The following is a 19609-nucleotide window of genomic DNA, read 5'->3' on the forward strand; positions in this document are numbered from 1 at the left end:
TTAATTGTAAGCCTTGTAGGAAGCTAGAGCCCATTCAATATGCTCAGCCACCAAAGCGTCAGCATCTGTAAGCGCCTCACCTAATGCCAAGCGTATTGCTGATTTATCACCATCCGCTATAGCAGAGCTTGCCAGCGCATTACCCATGGCTACTGCTAAATTACGACGCCAGCGGCTATAACCAATTCTGCGGATGGCGCTGCCTTCATGACGTTGTTCAAACTCCGCTTCGGTCCAAGACCAAAGCTGCAATAGTGTTGCCTGCCCTAGGCCATGGCGTCTTGCAAAGTCTGGCAACTCTGTACGCTTAGCAAACTTATTCCAAGGACAAATGAGTTGGCAATCATCACAGCCGTATACGCGATTACCCATTGCAGAGCGGAACTCCACTGGAATTGCCTCAGGATTTTCAATCGTGAGATAGGAGATGCAACGCCGTGCATCCAATTGATATGGTGCCGTAATTGCTTGTGTAGGACAGACATCAATACAAGCAGTGCAGGTGCCGCAATGCTCTTCAATCTCTTGATCTATTGGCAATGGCACATCTACCAAGATTTCGCCTAAGAAAAAGGTAGAGCCGGATTCACGATTTAGTAAGAGTGTGTGTTTGCCACGCCAACCTAATCCTGCCTTGCGAGCTAACTCCACTTCCATGAGGGGTGCTGAGTCAGTAAATATGCGATAACCAAATGCACCAATCTTTTCCTCTATGAGTTTGGCAAATTCTTGCAAGCGATTACGTAATACCTTGTGATAATCGCGCCCGCGGGCATACATCGACACTACTGCTTGAGTAGGACCCTCGAGTCTTTGCCACTCAGCATCAAAGTTGGTATCTGGTGGCAAATAATTAAGAGATACGCAAATCACTCGGACCGTCCCCGGCACCAGGAGCTCAGGATTAGCTCGAAGATCAGCATGGCGCTGCATGTATTCCATATGACCATGGCGTCCCTCAGCTAGCCATTTATTAAGGCGCTCACTGGCAGGGCCCAGGTGCGTATCGGTAATGCGTAAGCCATCAAAGCCTAGCGCCGTAGCTTGAGCCCCAAGCCAATCACGTAGATTCGACTCATCTAAAGACTGAGGGTTGGCAGATAAAGGCATATGGAATACAGAATGTAGCGCAATAATTGAATAAACTAGGGCAATGACCGGAAATCAGATGCCTTTGGCATCAAAAGCAGCCCTTAAGCAACATTGTAGGCAGGAAGCGGAAACCGCTGCACTTGCTAAAGCTTTTGCCGCCAGTCTTGAGCGATGGATCTCCCAGAACCCTAGCGCCCATCTCAATATCTCCCTAGAGGGAGACTTAGGGGCTGGCAAGACTACCTTCTCCAGATACCTCATCCAAGGCCTTGGTCACGAGGGCAAAGTAAAGAGCCCTACTTACACTCTGTGCGAGCCTTATCCAATTACAAAGAATAATCAGTCATTTACAGTGCATCACTTTGACTTATATCGCATGCGTGATCCATTGGAATGGCAAGAAGCGGGTTTTGCGGAGCACTTTGATGTGCCAGGACTCTGTTTAATTGAATGGCCGGAAAAAGCTGAGGGCACTCTGCCAACATTTGACATTCAATTACAACTTATTACTGGCGCCGATGAAAACGAGCGCTCCATTACGATGAATGCCTTCTCAGAGCAAGGCCAAGTTGTAGTTGAAGAAATTCAATCACTTTTAGTGATGACCAATTCTTGATAAGTAATGAGCAATAAAAAAATGAATCTCTCCAGGAGGCAACATCTCAAGACTTCAGCAAAGTTCTTGAGTTTTGCATTACTGTTGACTGAGATTGATATTGCTTGGGGCGCCAAGATTTTAGGGGTACGTGTTTGGCCATCTGAAGACTACACCCGCGTTACCCTGGAATCCGATACACCACTGCCGATTACCCAGCAGATTCTGACAAACCCAGATCGCTTGGTGGTAGATGTCCAGGGCCTAGAACTTAATCCGACGCTGAAAGACTTGGTTGCTAAAGTAAAACCAAACGATCCGTATATTTCACAAGTACGGGTTGGGCAATTTCAGCCGGGTATTGTGCGTTTGGTGTTTGATCTTAAAGAACCGATCAAGCCGCAACTCTTTACGCTTGACCCCATTGGTGAGTACAACTACCGCATGGTGTTCGACCTCTACCCCACTACCCCACCAGATCCATTAATGGCTTTAGTCAGAAGTAGCGCCAAGAAAGAAAGCGCTCTTGAAAAATCCAATGAAGAAGTAGATTTGATTGCGCAGTTTGCGACCAAGAAAGAAAAGGAGCTTGCCAAAGTTCCAGCGGCCCCTGTAGCTCAAGCCATACCTGAAACCAAAGAATTGCCAGCGCCTGCTAAATACAAGCGCTTGATCACCATAGCGATTGATCCTGGGCATGGTGGCGAGGATCCTGGCGCCATTGGTGCTGCAGGCTCAAGAGAAAAGAATGTTGTACTCGCTATTGCCAAGAGGCTGAAAGATAAGATTGAAGGCGAAGCCTATATGCGCCCTTTCTTAACTAGAGATGGCGATTACTTTGTACCGCTGCATGTCCGGGTACAAAAAGCCCGACGTGTTGAAGCAGATCTCTTTGTATCAATCCATGCAGATGCCTTCATCGAAAGAAATGCCAAAGGGGCTTCGGTATTTGCACTCTCACAAATGGGAGCGAGTAGTACAACAGCGCGTTGGATGGCCAATAAAGAAAATGCCTCCGATCTGATCGGTGGCATCAATATCAAGACCCAAGATAGACAAGTTGCTAACCTGCTCTTAGATATGTCGACCACGGCGCAAATTAAGGACTCTCTACAGGTAGGCAACTCCATACTGAAACAAATTGGTGGATTTGCAGCCTTACATAAACCCAAGGTTGAGCAGGCCAGCTTTGCGGTTTTGAAGGCCCCAGACATCCCTTCCATCCTGGTTGAGACCGCTTTTATTAGTAATCCACAGGAAGAGGCACGATTAAACGATGACAGCTATCAGGATCGGATTGCAGAGGCGATTTTGAGGGGAATTAAGGATTATTTTTCCAAAAATCCACCAGTTGCCAGACGGGTCAACTCCTAGGATCTTGTAGTTACAAGGCTTGAGGGGTAGACCCCGCAGACCGAGGGAAGAGCTACAAACTTCTTGCTATAATTTATGGCTTAACTGGGTCGGTAGCTCAGTCGGTAGAGCAGCGGACTTTTAATCCGTTGGTCGCGAGTTCGAATCTCGCCCGACCCACCAGCATTACTAAGCCTCGCTTCTGCGGGGCTTTTTTATCACTTACATCAACCCCCCCCCGAATAGCTCTTTAAAGGGTATTTTAGGGCCATTTTTTGGCTAGGGAATCCAACCCAAATCCAATAAAATAGTGGAATGCCAGCAAAGCTCGTAACAACACATCAGCTTCGCCAATACATCGTTTGCAACGCCATTGCCTCTGCTCGAATTGAAGGCATCGCCCTAGCAACGCAGTTTGAACAAAAACTTACTGACTATATAAATGGCAAAAAAAGTATCGCCCAATTAATAGAAGAAACTAAGCAAAGTTATATTAAGAGCACAATCAAATGACCGTCAATTTAAATAAAAAAATTATCATTATTGCCGGACCCAATGGAGCCGGTAAAACTACCTTTGCCAAGAACTTCTTGCCACAAGAAGCGCATACTTTTCGCTTTGTTAATGCTGATCTCATAGCCGCTGGTTTAGCACCATTTAACCCAGAGTCTGTTTCATTCAAAGCAGCTCGATTGATGCTAAACGAATTAGATGAGTACACCAAATCAGGCGAAAGCTTTGCCTTTGAAACTACTCTATCTGGCACACATTATCTGCAACGTATTCAGGAGTGGAAAGATCTGGGGTACGCCATCAAACTCTGGTTTATTGCACTAAGTTCCTCTGAGTTAGCTATTTCGCGTGTAAAAGAGAGAGTGGCACAGGGAGGGCACAACATCCCTGAAGAGGTCATTCGTAGGCGATATACCGCCGGCCTCGAGAATTTGCCCAAATATCAAAAAGTTGTAAAATCATGGATATTGTTAGATGGAGATAAAACTCCGCCCGAACAAACAGACCAAGGTTGACTATGACTATTCCAAGCAAAGATATACGTAATTCATCAGATCCTGATATTGCTGGATCTTACTACGCCATGCAACGTGCTGGACAAGCCGCAATAGACTTGGCAATTCAAACCAATACCGCAATCGTAACTACCGTTGACGGCAAGATTGTTCGGATCCCTGCTGCAGAACTCATCAAACAGCGTCAAGTTACAGCCTAAACACCGTTGGTCGCGAGTTCGAATCTCGCCCGACCCACCAGTTATACAAAGGGATCACAGCAATGTGGTCTCTTTTCTTTTAGCTGTTTGGAATGTGTCGGTAACTTATAGCGGCAATAAGCAATCAAAGAAAAACCACCCGAAGGTGGTTCTAATGTTTTTTGACTGCCTAGGGTGTTATCGACCAGCGCCTGAGATTCTTTGCTGATATTAATTTAGCTTGCGGCTTTAAACTTCAAAGATCAATATCGTCTTTTCGGCGCACCAGCAAAAGATTGCTTCTTCTCAATATGTCTAAATGTGATACGGCCTTTACTCAAGTCGTAAGTAGAGAGCTCTAAAGAAACCTTATCTCCAGCCAAAATGCGGATGTGATTTTTTTTGACTCTTCCTGCTGTATAGGCAATAAGCTTATGGCCATTGTCTAAGGTAACCCGATAACGAGAATCCGGCAGCACTTCATCAACAAGACCTTCCATTTCAAGCAATTCTTCTTTTGCCATTTAACATCCTTAATAAAAATAAAAAAGCCCAGTCATGCTGGGCTTTGAACCAGGCAAATAATTTCCGCCTGGCATTTGCTTCCGAATTAAACAGGTTGAATATTGGATGCTAACTTGCCTTTAGGGCCAGTAGTAATATCAAAAGTCACCTTTTGACCTTCAGCCAAAGACTTAAATCCGCTGCTATTGATTGCTGAAAAATGGGCAAATAAATCTTCGCCGCCGAGTTCAGGGGTAATAAAGCCGAAGCCTTTAGCGTCGTTAAACCACTTCACAGTTCCATTTGCCATATCTGACTATTCCTTAAAAAAATATAAAAAAGGGCTATGCCCCAAATAGGGCGAAAGTCAAGAATGGCGAGGGAGATGCTAAGAAGAACTATCGCAGAACTGCGGTATTAATTACTAGTACAACAACACTATTAGCTTGAAAATCGCTAAATGTATTTTACTCTACTTTGGTCAATAAAGATTATTTATCAACAATTCACCTTTAAAACAGCCATAGGCACAGGTTAAAGCGCTTTGACGATCCGTTATTAGGGATTTTGAATCTCGCGCGACCCACTAGCAATAACCAGTTTTTTAGGTCCAGCATTGCAATGCTAATATTTTCTTTTATCCAAAATAACGCAAACAATAGGTAATCATGAAGCTATTCAATAAGGTCTCCAGCCTTTTAAAGATCTCCTTTATGCGAGGTGTTTATTTAACTTTTGCCACCCTATTGGCTTCTCTTAGTGTGCACATTCCAGCGCAAGCACAAGAAAAGCCTGAAGTTAAGTATGCCTCGGTGAATGGCGTGAACTTAGCCTACTACCTAAAAGGTAAAGGCGACCCCATGATTATGATCATGGGTTATGCCGGTACCTTGAGTGCATGGGACCCCGCCCTACTTGATGAGCTAGCAATAAATAATCAACTGATCATTTTTGATAATCGTGGTGCCGGACTATCTACTGACACCAAAGCAAATAACACCACCATTCCACAAATGGCAGATGATGCCGCGGGCCTTGTTAAAGCGCTGGGCTTTAACAAGGTAAATGTATTCTCATGGTCAATGGGTGCTCGGATTGGACAACAACTAGTTATCAGACACCCAGAGCTAATCAACAAAGCAATTCTGTGCGCCCCCAATCCCGGTGGCAAATATCAGATTGCCATCAATAAAAAAGTTGGCGAGGAATTGAATAACCCAAGCCTTTCTCCGATGGAGAATTTCGAGTTGCTGTTCCCAATGACACCTGAAGGTAAAGCAGCTGCCAAGCTGGTGTATGAACGCTGGGTAGCAGCAAAAGCTGCAGGGACTATCCCTGATGACTTTATAGTATCAAAGGAAACAAAAGCGCGCCAAGTTCGTGCTCGCATCACCTTATGGGATGCGGACAATCAAAATTACAAGGATCTAAAGAATATTAAAGTTCCCGTTCTAGTTGCGGATGGTCGTGAAGACATCATTGATAACCCCAAAAACTCAGTAGTTATTGCCAACCAAATACCTTTTGCTTGGTTAGCTTTTTATGAGGGTGGGCATGCATTCTTATTCCAAAGCTATAAGAAACTTTCAGAAACCGTAAACGTATTTCTGCAAAAGGACTAACCCACTTGATTGGCTTTCAATCGCAAATGCGGATTTTTAAAAGATGCCGCCCTCACCCCAGTGCTTTTGATCGGCTTCACAAGCCTTTCCAATCTGATTACTTGGTTATTTTCTCGTCTACCAGACTTTAATTAATGCGTATCTAGCCAGTTTTTAAGACTCTGATTAAATTTCTCAGGCTGCTCCATCAAGAAAAAATGGCTCGCATTGTCAAATAGGATGGTTTCTGAACCTTGGATGCCTTTACTCATGATCTCTGTAGCAGTCAAAGAACAAATGGGGTCATTCTTTCCGGCCATGATGAGTGTTGGTTGCTGTATTTTGGCTAACTGAGCAGTGGTGTCATGATTTTGGCAGGCCTCATTCTGACGAATGTAACAAGCGGGTAATCTAGTCTCACCACCAATGAGTGCCTCAATCTTTTTAACTTGCTCTTGCTTTGTATTAAAGAAGTCCGCTGACACAAAGTTTTGGACTGAATGACGAGCATGGTCCGCCCAATTCATACGCCACTCCAGTGCTTCGCGCATATTGATTAACACACGACGACCTAGTGGATCAAGCACTGCAAATGATGCACACAGCACTAAAGATTTCACTCTCTCTGGTGACATGAGCGCCATATGTTGCGCTACCGCACCACCCATGGATCGACCCACAATATGTGCCGATTCGATACCAAGGTGATCCATCAAGCCAAGAGTATCTTTTGCAAGGTCTTGAGTACTAATCGGTTCATCAACCTGAGTGCTCTTACCTGCCCCACGGTTATCAAATGCAATCACCCTGAAATGATCTTTGAGAAGCTGTATCTGGGCTGTCCAGGCGCTGTAGTCACCCGCTAAGCCATGAATTAAGACCACTGGTACACCTTGACCAACATCTAGATACTGAATGTCGTAATTGCCGATCTTTGCTGTCTTTAATAAATCCTGCATATCGATTACTCCACGCTCAGGTGAGCTTGTAGCTCCTGCTGCTTTTCAGTAAACAGTGATTTGCTGCCAGCAAAGACTACTCTGCCACCATTCAGCAGCACTACGTCATCTGCAACACTTAAAGCAAGATTAAGATTTTGCTCAACCAGCACAATAGAAATAAAGGGTTTGAGCGTAGCAATAATATTGCCCACCTCTTTCACAATTTGCGGCGCCAAACCTTCTGAAGGCTCATCTAAAAGTAAGACTTTAGGATTGGTCATCAAAGCTCTGCCGATGGCCAACATCTGTTGCTCACCACCAGATAAGCTGCCTGCAATTTGATTCTTGCGCTCATTCAAGCGTGGGAAGAACTGAAAGACATCTTCAAGAGACCACTGGCGTGAACTTCCAGATCGAGGCGCTTGATAAGCGACATCTAAATTTTCTTTTACGGTCAGACTAGGAAAAATGCGACGTCCCTGCGGAACAATCCCGATGCCTGCCTGGCAAATTTTCTCTGGTGATAAGTTTTGCAGTGGCACGCCATCTAGCTCGATCAAGCCACTTCTACCGGACAAGAATCCAATAATGGAACTAATACAAGTCGTTTTACCTGCACCATTTCGGCCCAAGAGAGCTAAAACGGTATCCTTCTTTAGCTCAAATGACACGTCATACAAGATATGGCTATCGCCATAAAAAGCATTGAGGTCTTTGATCTTTAATATGGAATTAGTGGCCAAGATAAATCTCCTTGGTGCGTGGATCGTTTACGACCTCTTGGCGTGTGCCACTGGTAATCACTTCACCGTAATGCAAGAGCGTTACTCGGTCAGCAAAGGCCAAGGCTACAGCCATATCATGCTCGATCATCAAGATAGTAATGTTGCGATCGATTTGCTGGAGTAAAGCGGTAATCGTTTCACGCTCTTCGGTCGACAAACCTGCCAAAGGCTCATCGAGCAATAGGATTTTTGGGTTTTGAGCTAAGGCCATTGCAATTTCTAGGCGACGTTTTTCTCCGTAGGATGTTTGCTCTAAAGGCAAATAGGCTTTGGCACCAAGCCCTACCTTCTCCAGTACAGCCAATGCTTTCTGGTCTAAATCCGCTTCGGATAAGAAAGACCCCCAGCATTTCCAACGCAGCGGCATTTTTCCTAACAGCGCTAACTTCACATTTGAAATTAAATTGTCTTTTCCAAACAGCGTCAGAATTTGATAGGTTCTTGCTAAATCCAGTTGTGCGCGCTTGGCAGTTGTCAGCTTGGTTACATTTTTCCCTGCTAGCGTGATCGTTCCAGAGTCTGAAGCTAGATCACCAGCAATTAAATTAAACAGCGTAGTTTTACCGGCGCCGTTTGGCCCGATCAATAAGTGCCTCTCACCTGCATTCACAGTGAGATTGACACCCTTAGTCACCTTCAGGCCACCAAAGGATTTACTTAAATCGGAAACTTGAAGAATGGGACTCATCTTTTACTTATTTGAGTTGAGTGCATTTTTAATACGCTCAAAACCAGCAACAATGCCACCTGGAATGAACATCACAATGAAAATAAATACCAAACCTAATAAAGTTACCCAGTGATCAACATATTGACTTGCCACGTTCTTTAATAGCATGACTAAAGCAGCGCCGATGACTGGACCCATCAAGGTACCAGCTCCACCAGCAATCACCATCAAGAGCATCTCAGCAGAGTTTGCTAATGAAAGGCTGTGTGGACTAATAAATTGGTGATAGTAGACATACATAATTCCACCGATGGAACCGAAGAAGCCACAAGCAGTAAAGGTTACCCAGCGAATAAGCCAGACATTGAACCCAAGCGCACTCATTCGACGTGGCTGATCTTTAGTCCCACGAATGGTGGCGCCAAATGGAGAGCGTACCAAGATTGCAATCGCAACCCAAACTAACAAAAATACGAAAAGGGTGAAGTAGTAGAAGTAATTCGCCTCTCCTAAGTCAAGCCCGAACATATGTGGTCTAGTGATGCCAGAAATTCCGTTATCACCGCCAGTAACACTAGCCCAGCGATACGCTAAGCCCCATAGAATTTGTCCAAAGGCTAAAGTAATCATCAAGAAGCTAATGCCGGTAGCGCGCAAAGCAATGAGTCCAAAAATGCCGGCTACGACAGTAGTGCTAACGATTGCAATCGCTGCAGTACTGGCATGACTCCAACCCAGTTTTACAGTCAACCAGCTACTGATGTATGCCGCTAAACCTAAATATCCCGCATGACCTAGTGAGGTTAAGCCGGCATAACCCACAAGTAAATTCAGACTCATGGCAAAAATGGCGGCAATCAGAATTTGGCTCGCTAGGTTGGTGTAATACGTGCCCCCAATAATGATTGGGAGCGCAAGCAATACAGCCAGAATGCCGATATAGAAAATGCGGTTCAAGCGCTAATCTTTCCAAACAAGCCACGGGGGCGAACAGCCAAAATAATCAACATCGGCAAAAATAAAACGATGTATGCCAAATCAGGGAATAGGGCTTGACCAAAGCTGTAGATAAAGCCAATCAAAAAGCTGCCAATGAATGCACCTAATAAACTCCCGAGTCCGCCCAGAATTACAACTACCAATGCGATAGGCAACATATCAGCGTCTAGACCTGGATAAACCGACAAAATCGGAGCGGCAGCAATGCCCCCTACTCCTGCTAAGGCCGTGCCCAAGCAAAAAACAATGGAGAACAATTTTGTGGCAGGTACACCAATACCCTGCGCCATTTGGCGATCGTCAACACTGGCGCGAATCATGACTCCCAGTTTTGTTTTATCAAGCAAGAGCCATAAACCGAGTGCAACAAAAATACTAAAAATAACTAATGCAATACGGTAGAGGGGAAAGGTTTGGCCAAGGATCTGAACACCCCCAGCAAGAAAGCTTGGGGCCGCAACAGGACGGGGATCGCCGCCCCAGAACCAAAGACTGCAATCGGCAATCACAAAAGCGACACCTAAAGTTGCCAATACCTGAGAAAGGCTGTTGCCCGCCAAACGGCGCAGAATCACTCTTTCTACTATGCAGCCCAAAAGACCAATAGCCAAAGCTGCAGCGAGGATGGCGAGAAAGAAAGAATGGCCAGCCTCAATGACACTTAAACCCACATAAGCGCCCAACATGAAATACGCGCCATGCGAGAGATTGGCAATGCGCATTAATCCGAAAATTAATGAAAAGCCTGCCGCTAGGGTGAAAAGAACTCCCCCTAGGGCAAGGCTATTAAGACTCTGAATTAACCAAAAGGACATGTGCGGCGAATTAGTTTTCTAAGTTGTTCGCAGGTGGGTAATCTCTGGAGTAAACAGGGTTAGCCAAGAAGTCCTTTGTCTTGTACGTCCAGAACTGACTAACCGCTGGGTAAGTTTTAAGTACAACGTTAGTAAGCTTGCCGTCTTTTTTCTCCACCTTACGGATATAGATATCCATAATTGGGTTACCCAAGGCATCTAATGTCACCTTACCTCTTGGATCATTTGGTAACTGCACCGCACGCAATGCAGCCATGAAGGCATTCTTATCCTCAATATTGCCCTTGACATCTTTTAATGCTTGTTCAAGCATCAAGGCTGCGCCATAAGCACCCATGGAATAGTAGCCAGGATCCTTTTTGTACATCGCATTGAAATCTTTTACAAACTTTGCATTAGCAGCATTGTTCAAGTTTGCTGAATACCAACCGGTAGAAATCACACCGATTGCATCGTCACCCATGAAAGGCAAAATACCCTCATCAACTGTAGTCATTGCACCAAGCAGTGGAATTTTTCCTTTTAAGCCGTACTCGCTATATTGCTTCACAAACTTCACGCCGTTACCACCTGCAAAGGCTGCAAACACAGCATCAACGTTTGGCTTGATCTGACCAATATAAGTACCGTAGTCCGCTACGTTCAAAGGAGTCCAGAGCTTCTGCACTACCTTGCCGCCGTTCTCTTCAAATGTTCTTTGGAAGCCAGCTGCAATTTCATGACCAAAAGCAAAGTCATCGGCAATGATGGCGATGCGCTTGTACTTCAGATCTTTAGCAGCGTACTCACCAAGCGCATGACTTGGTTGAGCCGAACTACCAACACCACGAACAAACCAAGGATTTGGTTTACGTTGTGTCAAATCTTCGGCGCCTGCAGATGGAGAGATTACAGGTACGCCTACCTTTTTAATGTAGTCATCCACTGCAATCGCCTCAAATGCTGCCAAAGGTCCAATAATGACTTGAACCTTATCTTTTTCTACCAGCTCTTGTGTTTTAGTTTTAGTAACAGCTGGTTGACCAGAAGTATCAGCAACAAAAAGCTCGACCTTTCTACCAGCGATCGTATTGTTGCGCTCCTTCATAAACAGATTTATTGCCTCCTCCATCTGTTTTCCGCCTGCAGCTAATGCGCCCGATTTAATGGTTAGAAAACCAACCCGAATCGGCGCCTGATCAGCAGCAAAGGCTGCGGGGGTTAACAGCGCCCCCGTTACTGCAAGCGCTATGGCTTTTAGGTGGATCTTTTTCAACATAACTGTCTCCTCGCGGTGTTTTGTACTCTTTAATAGTTGTTTTAATGTCTTGGTTGATATACTACAATAAATTTTAATTTAAGCAATATTTTTCTGTAAATATTATTTATCTATATTAATCAATTGCTTATAAAATTACTTGGCGTACTAGAAAACCCTTGTGATATATTACGATCAATATTTATAGAGAACCTAATATCTCTGAAACCATGACATCCACAATTACAGAACCCGTAGAAGTAGACGGTAGACTGCTCCGCGAGAGAGTCTACGAGCAACTACGTCACGATATCTTGACGTGCGAACTCATGCCTGGCGCTGAGATTCGAGAGGCTGAATTAGCAGCGCGGTTTGAAGTCAGCAAATCCCCAGTACGTGATGCCCTGATTAGCCTAGAGCGCGAAGGTCTTGTAATCACCATTCCACGCCAAGGTTATCGCGTAGCCCCTGTTTCGATTTCAGATATGTTGGACATGTTTCATTTGCGCGCAGCACTTGAGCGAGCCAATATCGAGCGCGTTATTCGTCATGCGACTGATGAACAGTTACAAGCCTTAGATCAATACAAACACTTTGATGAAAGCCAATGGACAGATGGATTTGTGGGATACAACAAATCGTTCCATCGCAACATGGCTGAACTCGGCGGCAATCCACGCATGCGCGATCAACTGATTGACCTCATTGATTTAATGGAGAGAGCAGTTCAGATCAGCGTTAGCAATATGAATCACGGCAAGCCAGAGGCCCTGGTTGAAGAGCATCGCGAGATCATCGATATCGTCCAAGCCAGATCTATTAAGGCTGCCCAGCGTTTAGCTGAACAGCACGTACTCGCTGCTGGTAAGCGGGTCAGTAATGCAGTTTCACGCGGAATGATTGTTAATTAATTCAATTTATTTTTTAAAGGACCACCATGTCAACATCTAACAAGCAAGTACCCATTCGTGGATTATTCATTGATGGCAAAGAAGTGCCTGCATCACAACCAGAACTGCTGGATGTTTTAAACCCAGCGACTGGTGAGATGCTTGCACAAATCTCACATGCGACAGACGCAGACGTGGATAAGGCAGTAAAAAGTTCTGCTAAGGCCTTTGCTAGCTCCGAATGGAGTGCAATGTCTAATCGCACAAGAGCAAAATTAATTAATAAATTGGCTGATGTTTTTGAAGCGAACTTAGAAGAAATCTACACACTAGAAACCGCTAATAACGGTCGCTCATTGAATGAGACTCGCGCACAAGTTTCTCGCTTGCCAGACTTCTTCCGTTACAACGCAGGCCTCGCAATTGCACGCCGTGATTCAGTGATTCCAGTAGATGGCAACTATCTAAACTACACCCTGCGTACTCCTATTGGCGTAGTTGGTAACTCCACACCGTTCAACCATCCGCTGATGATCATGGTAAAGAGCTTGGCTCCTACACTCGCATCTGGTTGCACCACAGTCGTTAAGCCTTCTGAATACACCCCACTCACTACACTACGTCTTGCTCAGTTATTTGTTGACGCTGGTTTACCTCCAGGAGTATTTAACGTCATTACTGGACTTGGGCCATCGACTGGTAAAGCACTTGCTGAGCATCCTGGTTTGGCTAAGTGGGTTCTTACTGGTGGCACAGAAGCTGGACGCATTACTGGTGCATTAGCTGGTAGCAACTTTGCACACCAAACTTTAGAACTCGGTGGCAAAACACCAGTACTCGTATTTGATGACTTTAACGTAGATCAAGCAGTGAACTACGCCGCATTTGGCGCCTTCATTGGTGCAGGTCAAACCTGTATTTGCGGCAGCCGTCAGATTGTTCAAGCAAAAATTTATGATGAGTTTGTAGAGAAGCTTGCAGCTAAAGCAAAATCAATTCGTATCGGCAACCCAATTGACGCTTCTGTGCAACTGGGGCCTGTGGTGTCCGCACGTCAACAGCAGCGTGTTCTAAAGTACATCGACATTGGCTTGAATGAAGACAAAGCCCGTTTGGTTGCTGGAGGCAAAGTACCTGCTGACCCAAGCCTGCAAAACGGCTTCTTTGTTGAGCCAACCGTTTTTGCTGACGTTACTAGAAATATGCGCATTTTCCAAGAGGAAGTATTTGGACCATTCGTATCCGTTACTAAATTCACAACCGAAGAAGAAGGTCTTGAATTGGCTAATGATTCTCCATTTGGCCTTGCTGGCGCTATCCGCACAAACGATGTGACTAGAGCGCACCGCGTTGCCGCCAAACTTAAATGCGGCATTGTTTGGGTAAATGACCATCACCGTTTAGACCCAGCGTCACCATGGGGCGGCATTAAGGACTCCGGTATTGGTCGTGAGTGCGGTACAGAATCCTTTGACCAACACTTTGAAACTAAGAGTGTAATGATTCGATTAGATGATGCGCCATTTGACTGGTACAAAGATACCGCCAGCCAGCCACGCCTTAACTAATCACCCGTCTTCCAATAGAGAGCAAGGAAAAAATTCACATGGCAATTAAAACTTTAACCATTGATAACAAGAAATTGAGTTTGGACATATCAGGCTCAGGCAAGCCGATTGTTTTATTTCACTCTCTATTGGCTGACAGCAGTTCATTTGCGCCACTGGCAGCAGACTTGGTTAAAACCCATGAAGTGATCTCACTGAACCTTCCTGGATTTGAAGGTTCTGACTTTGTAGGCGGTGATCTCAACGTGATTGCAGACCATATTGCCAAAGGCATTGAAACTTTACACCTTTCTGAAAAACCCATCTTCTTGGGTAATGGTTACGGCGGCTTCATCGCTTTGATCACCAGCATTCGTCACCCACAGCTTGCTTCACGCTTAGTATTGGCAGATTGTGGCGCGATGTTCTCCGAGCCAGGTCGTGCGGCTTTCCGTGGAATGTCTGGTGCCGCTAAAGAAAAAGGTTTGGAAGCAATTGCTGATGTTGCAATGCGCCGCTTATTTGCTCCTGAGTTCCAAGAGCAGAACCCAACACTTGTTGCCGAAAGAAAGAAACGTTTCTTGACTCTCGATACTGAAACATTCCATGGCGCATGTGCTGCTCTAGCCGGCCTAGATATTCGTGATCAACTTTCCAAAGTAACTCAGCCAGTGTTGGTGCTGGTTGGAGAGCTTGATGAAGCAACTCCTTCAGCAATGTCTGTAGAGCTCCATGCTGGCTTGCCAAATGCAACTTTGAACATCTTGCCAGGCTTGGCACACGTTCCTCAGTTGCAAGCACCGGCGGTCTTCATGGACGCTATTCGCAACTTCATTAACGCCTAAGCACTCATTAGCAAATCACCACATGAGTGTTACTCTTTACGGATTCTGGCGGTCACTAGCCGCTTATCGCGTTAGGGTTGCCCTTAACCTCAAGGGCATTCCCTTTGAAGAGGTCTCAGTCAACTTAGCTGGCGGTGAGCAGTTCAGCGAAGCCTATAGCACCCTGAACCCACAACACATAGTGCCTTTGCTGAAGCATGACGGCAATGAAGTTGTTCAATCCTTGGCCATTCTGGAATACATTGAAGATATTTGGCCTAGCCCAAAACTCATCCCCAGCACCCCGCTTGATAAAGCAGAAGTCAAAGCACTGGCGTTAATCACTATTGCAGACACCCACCCCTTAATTGTTCCGAGAGTCAGAAACTTTTTGAATAAGGAATGGGGTTTAGATGAAGCAGAGCAAACCAAATGGGCTCAGCATTGGTTTACTAAAGGCAATGAAGCGATTGAAAACACACTCATCAAGCTAGGCAAATCTCAGACTTACGCTTTTGGTGATGAAGTGACGATTGCTGATATTGCATTAGCATCACATGTCATTGGTGCCAAGCTATTTAATGTAGATATGAGCACTGCTCCCACTCTAGATAACATCTTTAAAAACTGCATGAAGATTCCTAGCTTCGCAGATGCACATCCCCTCAAGCAACCGGGCGCACCTAAAGCAAGCTAAATCAAATTAAGGTTTGACCTACAGGAGTACAAAAGCCACCCGCAGGTGGCTTTTTCTTTACCCTCACCCACTAGGTACTAGGTGGGTAGAACAAATAATTAGAACTTAAATCGAAGTTCAGCACCACCACCATATTCATGACCATAGGTGTTATAGGAAGCTACTGCACCAATACGAGCAGATACTTCTTTCGTTATTCCACCCTGGATACCCAAGCCAACCATATTGGATACAGGGCCCATATTGGCGCCAACTTGCGTGAAAGAGCCGTAAGTTGGGCTTGTAGCAGTAATTGAATGCGCTGAATTGCTATTGGCATACCAGTCATAACCAAGCTTATAGAACCCAATTAATGACAATGGATCATTGGTACCCTTGAGTAAAGGATAGACAAAATCCAAACCTGCGAATGTTACCGCCGTATAGGCTGTTGCTGAGCTGATAGCAAAGTTAAAGTCATTACCGCCCTGCTCGCTAGTACCGCCCATCCACAGTTGCGAATAGGATGCTCCCACAAATGGAGAAACCGTAAAGCTTTCTGCTTGATAGGCCTTGGCTAATTTTGCCGCCGCATACACGCCATTCGTTTTATAGGAGCTCGTTGCATTACCGCCGGTAAATAGGCCAACATTTGGAGTATTTCGATTGGCATTCGTACTACCATACATATAACCCAACGCTCCAGAGAGTTTCACCTGCTCATCAAAGTTTCTAGCGCCATATAAACCTGCATAGAAGTTGGTGGTGTTGAAGTTTTGCGTAACTTGCTGACTCTCAGTCATTGATGTAGAGCCGGTACCCGCGAACACACCGTATCCACCATCTTTAGAGCGCTTAATATCTCCGCCAATGATGAGGTCGTACAAGTTGTATCCAAATCCTGCAAGATTGTTGTAATTGTTAACGGTACCCTTGACTGCAGCCGCATCAGCCCAGACATAGCGACCTTCATCATCCTGATAAACCTTGGTAGAAGGTGAAGAGCTCAATGGCGCATGAATGCGATCCATCACGGTATTGGTGATATGGGCCATCTGCTCAAGACCAATAGTCATATTGGATGAGTAGCCCTCGGCGTGCACATTAATCAGTTGATTAACCTGATTAGTTGTTAAGTCCTGAACCGCGCTACCCAAAGTTACTCCACTGGTGAGTACTGGATTAGAGCCTCCACCGGCAGCAAAGGTATATGCCGTAGTTAAGGCGGCCACCAGTTTCGTTGCTGCAAAACTAGTAGGGACTACTGGGGCTACAGGTGCGCTGGGTGTTGTAGTTAAGCTCCAATTTGTACCCGATGTATTTATTAAGCTCCACTGCGTTAATACAATGCCACCACCTAGTGAGCCCGATTTATTTGCTAAATTTTGAGCTGTAAGCCCACTCAACACATCAACGTAAGTATTGGATCGACTAATCGCTGAGCCAGTACCAATGCCAAAAGTCATCGGACTGCCTGACACATTTGAAAAAGTGGATTTACCGTAATTACTGATGCCCTTAATGATGACGTTGTAATTAGTTGGCAATATGCCGGTATAAGTCAGATTTGACTGCGCATTATTGATCGTCTTAATGAGGCCATTATTTTCAATGCTGTAACCTATGAATCCATAGCCCGTGCTGCCCGCAATATTTCCTAAGTTGTTAATGGTCGATATCGTGCCCCAGTTACGAATTGAGTTATAGCAAGTAAGCCCATTACAAGCGCCAGCTCGAATATCACCGCCAGAATTATTGTTAATTACATTGATAGTATTACCCGTACCGACGAGGATGCCAGCATCCTGCCCACCATTTATTGAGCCATTGTTGTTAATAGTTCCTATGGATGCAGTATTTGAACCTGTTGCCGTATCAAGATAAATTGCGCCAGCGGAACCATTAATAGCTCCAGAATTATTGATAGTGCCAATGGATGTGGATCCGCCAGCCGTTGACAAATAGATACCCTGGGCGATCGCATTGTTACCATTGTTATAAATAGTTCCGGTGTTATTTAATGTTGCAATACTTCCAGAGCCAGTGAGTTGAATGGCATACAGAGCGCCATTGATTTGAGCTGCATTGTTAAGATTTTTTACAACTGCTGTGCCATCAACCTGAATACCGCTTGTGTTAGTGGTTTGACCCTGTATTAGGCTTGAGTTATTTAGATTTTGAACAGTCGCATTTTGAATCAACAGCGCAGGATTTGGCAGCCATGCAGTGGTTCCAACATAAGCTCCAGATTGAACTGATACTTCAGACTTATTGGAGTTTATAGCTACGTTTGGACAGTTTGTTCCTGTAATAGAAACCGGGTCTCCACTTGTAGCGCATTGCGCAAAGGCAGCATTAAATGTGCCTACCCCTCCAAGGAAAACGCAAAATTTAATAATGAATGGGGTAATTTTTGATGGCATTGATTACTCGTTTTTATATACGTTAACTGTTCCACCGCAAGCAGCAAAACACTGCCGGTATGACTCATCACAATTCCAGTAATTTGGATTTACTGAGCAGTACTGAGGGTTGGGGTTGCACTTCTTCACATCATCGTGACTTTGCGCACGATTGACGCAGGCTTGATAGCTATAGCTATTTTGCTGATGGCAAGCATTCATATTTGTCTGTGCTTGAGCTTGAGCGCCGTTGTAACAAACATTCTTGGTGCTCATGCAATGAACGGCGCAAGTTTTGCCGCTTTCAGTAGGCGGAGCAATATATTCATATCGGTAGGTGGTACATGAAGCCAGGAGGAGGATCGAGGCAATTGCTAGAAATGAGGTCTTTAAATTCATTTTGTTAACGTGTTATCATTTATGCACATCATTATTACATGCCAATCTACGTAAAAAGCCTGTTTCCATGACCAAGTCCCCTGCATTTGCAGCAAAACAGCAAAAAAGATTGGTCGACGTAGTGAATGTTGCGCGTCAGCTATTTGAGGAGTGCGGCTATGAAGACGTCGGTATCAGGGAAATTTCTACGGCGGCTGGCATAAGTCCAATGCAACTCTATCGCCTAGGGTTGGATAAGCGCGATTTACTTGCCGAGGTGATCCTAAAAGTAAATGCCGAGCAGATCAAAGAAGTCAAACCTTTCTCTGCTTCAAAATCGAAAACAGCAATCCAATTTATAGAGGGTTATCTACTGAAGCTGTATGAACAAGATATAGCCATTAAGAGCATTCGGAAAGAAGGCGCCGCATTTGGATGGAAATGGTCAGAAAAATACGAGGCGCTGATCATTGAACAGCTTATGCAAATCATTCAACCAATAGTAGATGCCTTAAATCATGATTCTTATGATGACATTCAGGCGCGTTGCTTTGGTATCTGGTCACTTTACTATGTTGGCTACAGAAATGCTGTTATGAATAATGCTGATGCTAAGGCTTGCCTAGAAGCAATCAAACCAACCCTTCAATTTCTTCTGAGGAAATAATATGAGAACAGTGGCCACCTTTTTGACACTTGCATCCATAGGACTCTCAAGCCCATGTTTTGCCATTGAGAAACCTGAAGGCGCTGTTTACTGCCACGCCAAGACCGTTGTTGAGTATCGCCTGGTCAATCCCGAGCAAAATGGTACCGCTTCTGATGTGGACCTCACTGTAAACGGTAAGACCTCTCGCTATATGACTTCCTACTCTTGGTTTGGCTCAAACCAACCTACTCCGAAGAGATTTCAGTTCGCTATTCTGGGTGAGAACCAATTTGATCCTCTTCTGGTGTTTGACGCCTATCTTGTGGATGCCAAGAACCGTAAATACACTAAATGTAATTAAGCAATTAAGCAATGAAGAAATTACTGCTGATACAAAAGCCACCCGTAGATGGCCTTTCTTTTAATCACTATCGACTATTTTTA

At 44.9% G+C, this 19609-nt stretch carries 23 protein-coding genes and 1 tRNA gene; 13 read left to right on the forward strand and 11 right to left on the reverse strand.

What is annotated here, in order from left to right; translation table 11 throughout:
• Entirely contained in the window at positions 1–1110 is a 1110-nt protein-coding gene (gene queG / locus ICN18_RS06850) for a tRNA epoxyqueuosine(34) reductase QueG (RefSeq protein ID WP_216189761.1), read from the reverse strand.
• A 43-nt stretch (positions 1111–1153) separates the two neighbouring features.
• On the opposite strand from queG, the gene tsaE reads away from it, so the two are divergent.
• From tsaE to ICN18_RS06880, 6 genes are all read left to right on the forward strand, one after another.
• Positions 1154–1708, forward strand: coding sequence for a tRNA (adenosine(37)-N6)-threonylcarbamoyltransferase complex ATPase subunit type 1 TsaE (tsaE, locus tag ICN18_RS06855; protein WP_255532129.1), 555 nt, complete (start codon positions 1154–1156; stop codon positions 1706–1708).
• A 6-nt stretch (positions 1709–1714) separates the two neighbouring features.
• A complete protein-coding gene (locus tag ICN18_RS06860) occupies positions 1715–3061 on the forward strand; it encodes an N-acetylmuramoyl-L-alanine amidase (RefSeq protein ID WP_216189762.1) in 1347 nt (448 codons plus the stop codon).
• Positions 3062–3147: 86 nt separating this feature from the next.
• Positions 3148–3223: transfer RNA gene (locus ICN18_RS06865), tRNA-Lys, on the forward strand.
• 132 nt (positions 3224–3355) lie between these two features.
• Positions 3356–3553: an antitoxin VbhA family protein gene (locus tag ICN18_RS06870; protein ID WP_216189763.1), complete on the forward strand. Its 198-nt coding sequence runs from the start codon at positions 3356–3358 to the stop codon at positions 3551–3553.
• Positions 3550–4068, forward strand: coding sequence for an ATPase (locus tag ICN18_RS06875; RefSeq protein ID WP_216189764.1), 519 nt, complete (start codon positions 3550–3552; stop codon positions 4066–4068). Before ICN18_RS06870 ends, ICN18_RS06875 begins: the two co-directional genes overlap by 4 nt.
• A 2-nt stretch (positions 4069–4070) precedes the next feature.
• A complete protein-coding gene (locus ICN18_RS06880) occupies positions 4071–4268 on the forward strand; it encodes a hypothetical protein (protein WP_216189765.1) in 198 nt (65 codons plus the stop codon).
• Between the two features lie 242 nt (positions 4269–4510).
• Here the strand turns inward: ICN18_RS06880 and infA are convergent, their stop codons facing one another.
• Entirely contained in the window at positions 4511–4771 is a 261-nt protein-coding gene (gene infA, locus ICN18_RS06885) for a translation initiation factor IF-1 (protein WP_216189766.1), read from the reverse strand.
• A gap of 86 nt (positions 4772–4857) precedes the next feature.
• Positions 4858–5061: a cold-shock protein gene (locus ICN18_RS06890; RefSeq protein WP_215391300.1), complete on the reverse strand. Its 204-nt coding sequence runs from the start codon at positions 5059–5061 to the stop codon at positions 4858–4860.
• Between the two features lie 358 nt (positions 5062–5419).
• Between ICN18_RS06890 and ICN18_RS06895 the strand changes: the two genes are divergently transcribed.
• The gene (locus ICN18_RS06895) at positions 5420–6373 is read left to right on the forward strand and encodes an alpha/beta fold hydrolase (RefSeq protein WP_216189767.1); all 954 of its coding nucleotides are present in this window, start codon (positions 5420–5422) and stop codon (positions 6371–6373) included.
• 131 nt (positions 6374–6504) lie between these two features.
• On the opposite strand, the gene ICN18_RS06900 is transcribed toward ICN18_RS06895, so the two are convergent.
• The 6 genes from ICN18_RS06900 to ICN18_RS06925 are packed head-to-tail and all read right to left on the reverse strand — an operon-like array spanning position 6505 to position 11820.
• Positions 6505–7311, reverse strand: coding sequence for an alpha/beta fold hydrolase (locus ICN18_RS06900; RefSeq protein ID WP_216189768.1), 807 nt, complete (start codon positions 7309–7311; stop codon positions 6505–6507).
• Between the two features lie 5 nt (positions 7312–7316).
• Positions 7317–8036: an ABC transporter ATP-binding protein gene (locus ICN18_RS06905; RefSeq protein WP_216859996.1), complete on the reverse strand. Its 720-nt coding sequence runs from the start codon at positions 8034–8036 to the stop codon at positions 7317–7319.
• Positions 8026–8766: an ABC transporter ATP-binding protein gene (locus tag ICN18_RS06910; RefSeq protein WP_216189769.1), complete on the reverse strand. Its 741-nt coding sequence runs from the start codon at positions 8764–8766 to the stop codon at positions 8026–8028. The genes ICN18_RS06905 and ICN18_RS06910 overlap by 11 nt, the downstream gene beginning before the upstream one ends.
• Positions 8767–8769: 3 nt before the next feature.
• A complete protein-coding gene (locus ICN18_RS06915) occupies positions 8770–9705 on the reverse strand; it encodes a branched-chain amino acid ABC transporter permease (RefSeq protein ID WP_255532134.1) in 936 nt (311 codons plus the stop codon).
• Positions 9702–10562 carry a branched-chain amino acid ABC transporter permease gene (locus ICN18_RS06920; RefSeq protein WP_216189770.1) on the reverse strand — a complete coding sequence of 287 codons (861 nt, stop codon included), beginning with the start codon at positions 10560–10562 and terminating at the stop codon, positions 9702–9704. The genes ICN18_RS06915 and ICN18_RS06920 overlap by 4 nt, the downstream gene beginning before the upstream one ends.
• 10 nt (positions 10563–10572) lie before the next feature.
• The gene (locus ICN18_RS06925; protein ID WP_216189771.1) at positions 10573–11820 is read right to left on the reverse strand and encodes an ABC transporter substrate-binding protein; all 1248 of its coding nucleotides are present in this window, start codon (positions 11818–11820) and stop codon (positions 10573–10575) included.
• Between the two features lie 209 nt (positions 11821–12029).
• Between ICN18_RS06925 and ICN18_RS06930 the strand changes: the two genes are divergently transcribed.
• The 4 genes from ICN18_RS06930 to maiA are packed head-to-tail and all read left to right on the forward strand — an operon-like array spanning position 12030 to position 15757.
• Entirely contained in the window at positions 12030–12710 is a 681-nt protein-coding gene (locus ICN18_RS06930; RefSeq protein WP_216189772.1) for a GntR family transcriptional regulator, read from the forward strand.
• Between the two features lie 26 nt (positions 12711–12736).
• Positions 12737–14257, forward strand: coding sequence for an aldehyde dehydrogenase (locus tag ICN18_RS06935; protein ID WP_216189773.1), 1521 nt, complete (start codon positions 12737–12739; stop codon positions 14255–14257).
• Between the two features lie 38 nt (positions 14258–14295).
• Positions 14296–15081, forward strand: a complete 786-nt coding sequence (locus ICN18_RS06940; RefSeq protein WP_216189774.1) for an alpha/beta fold hydrolase — start codon at positions 14296–14298, stop codon at positions 15079–15081.
• A gap of 22 nt (positions 15082–15103) precedes the next feature.
• Positions 15104–15757 carry a maleylacetoacetate isomerase gene (gene maiA, locus ICN18_RS06945; RefSeq protein WP_216189775.1) on the forward strand — a complete coding sequence of 218 codons (654 nt, stop codon included), beginning with the start codon at positions 15104–15106 and terminating at the stop codon, positions 15755–15757.
• A gap of 98 nt (positions 15758–15855) precedes the next feature.
• On the opposite strand, the gene ICN18_RS06950 is transcribed toward maiA, so the two are convergent.
• On the reverse strand, positions 15856–18159 hold the full coding sequence (locus ICN18_RS06950; protein WP_216189776.1) for an autotransporter family protein: 2304 nt from the start codon (positions 18157–18159) through the stop codon (positions 15856–15858).
• Between the two features lie 3 nt (positions 18160–18162).
• Complete coding sequence (locus ICN18_RS06955) at positions 18163–18537, reverse strand: hypothetical protein (RefSeq protein ID WP_216189777.1); 375 nt, start codon at positions 18535–18537, stop codon at positions 18163–18165.
• Between the two features lie 67 nt (positions 18538–18604).
• On the opposite strand from ICN18_RS06955, the gene ICN18_RS06960 reads away from it, so the two are divergent.
• Together ICN18_RS06960 and ICN18_RS06965 are read left to right on the forward strand one after the other, a co-directional pair.
• Positions 18605–19183, forward strand: coding sequence for a TetR/AcrR family transcriptional regulator (locus ICN18_RS06960; protein ID WP_216189778.1), 579 nt, complete (start codon positions 18605–18607; stop codon positions 19181–19183).
• Between the two features lies 1 nt (position 19184).
• Positions 19185–19526, forward strand: a complete 342-nt coding sequence (locus ICN18_RS06965) for a hypothetical protein (protein WP_216189779.1) — start codon at positions 19185–19187, stop codon at positions 19524–19526.
• Positions 19527–19609: the final 83 nt, after the last annotated feature.

It is taken from the genome of Polynucleobacter parvulilacunae (assembly GCF_018881715.1).
In the GTDB taxonomy this organism is placed as follows: Bacteria; Pseudomonadota; Gammaproteobacteria; order Burkholderiales; family Burkholderiaceae; genus Polynucleobacter; species Polynucleobacter parvulilacunae.

Bases quoted from the DNA above. Each gene is read 5' to 3' on its own strand.
- ICN18_RS06940 (WP_216189774.1), top strand. From the start codon at position 14,296: ATGGCAATTAAAACTTTAACCATTGATAACAAGAAATTGAGTTTGGAC.
- ICN18_RS06925 (WP_216189771.1), bottom strand. From the start codon at position 11,820: ATGTTGAAAAAGATCCACCTAAAAGCCATAGCGCTTGCAGTAACGGGG.
- tsaE (WP_255532129.1), top strand. From the start codon at position 1,154: ATGACCGGAAATCAGATGCCTTTGGCATCAAAAGCAGCCCTTAAGCAA.
- ICN18_RS06875 (WP_216189764.1), top strand. From the start codon at position 3,550: ATGACCGTCAATTTAAATAAAAAAATTATCATTATTGCCGGACCCAAT.
- ICN18_RS06870 (WP_216189763.1), top strand. From the start codon at position 3,356: ATGCCAGCAAAGCTCGTAACAACACATCAGCTTCGCCAATACATCGTT.
- ICN18_RS06950 (WP_216189776.1), bottom strand. From the start codon at position 18,159: ATGCCATCAAAAATTACCCCATTCATTATTAAATTTTGCGTTTTCCTT.
- ICN18_RS06860 (WP_216189762.1), top strand. From the start codon at position 1,715: ATGAGCAATAAAAAAATGAATCTCTCCAGGAGGCAACATCTCAAGACT.
- ICN18_RS06900 (WP_216189768.1), bottom strand. From the start codon at position 7,311: ATGCAGGATTTATTAAAGACAGCAAAGATCGGCAATTACGACATTCAG.
- ICN18_RS06965 (WP_216189779.1), top strand. From the start codon at position 19,185: ATGAGAACAGTGGCCACCTTTTTGACACTTGCATCCATAGGACTCTCA.
- ICN18_RS06920 (WP_216189770.1), bottom strand. From the start codon at position 10,562: ATGTCCTTTTGGTTAATTCAGAGTCTTAATAGCCTTGCCCTAGGGGGA.
- ICN18_RS06890 (WP_215391300.1), bottom strand. From the start codon at position 5,061: ATGGCAAATGGAACTGTGAAGTGGTTTAACGACGCTAAAGGCTTCGGC.
- ICN18_RS06880 (WP_216189765.1), top strand. From the start codon at position 4,071: ATGACTATTCCAAGCAAAGATATACGTAATTCATCAGATCCTGATATT.
- ICN18_RS06955 (WP_216189777.1), bottom strand. From the start codon at position 18,537: ATGAATTTAAAGACCTCATTTCTAGCAATTGCCTCGATCCTCCTCCTG.
- infA (WP_216189766.1), bottom strand. From the start codon at position 4,771: ATGGCAAAAGAAGAATTGCTTGAAATGGAAGGTCTTGTTGATGAAGTG.
- ICN18_RS06935 (WP_216189773.1), top strand. From the start codon at position 12,737: ATGTCAACATCTAACAAGCAAGTACCCATTCGTGGATTATTCATTGAT.
- ICN18_RS06895 (WP_216189767.1), top strand. From the start codon at position 5,420: ATGAAGCTATTCAATAAGGTCTCCAGCCTTTTAAAGATCTCCTTTATG.
- ICN18_RS06930 (WP_216189772.1), top strand. From the start codon at position 12,030: ATGACATCCACAATTACAGAACCCGTAGAAGTAGACGGTAGACTGCTC.
- queG (WP_216189761.1), bottom strand. From the start codon at position 1,110: ATGCCTTTATCTGCCAACCCTCAGTCTTTAGATGAGTCGAATCTACGT.
- ICN18_RS06960 (WP_216189778.1), top strand. From the start codon at position 18,605: ATGACCAAGTCCCCTGCATTTGCAGCAAAACAGCAAAAAAGATTGGTC.
- ICN18_RS06910 (WP_216189769.1), bottom strand. From the start codon at position 8,766: ATGAGTCCCATTCTTCAAGTTTCCGATTTAAGTAAATCCTTTGGTGGC.
- maiA (WP_216189775.1), top strand. From the start codon at position 15,104: ATGAGTGTTACTCTTTACGGATTCTGGCGGTCACTAGCCGCTTATCGC.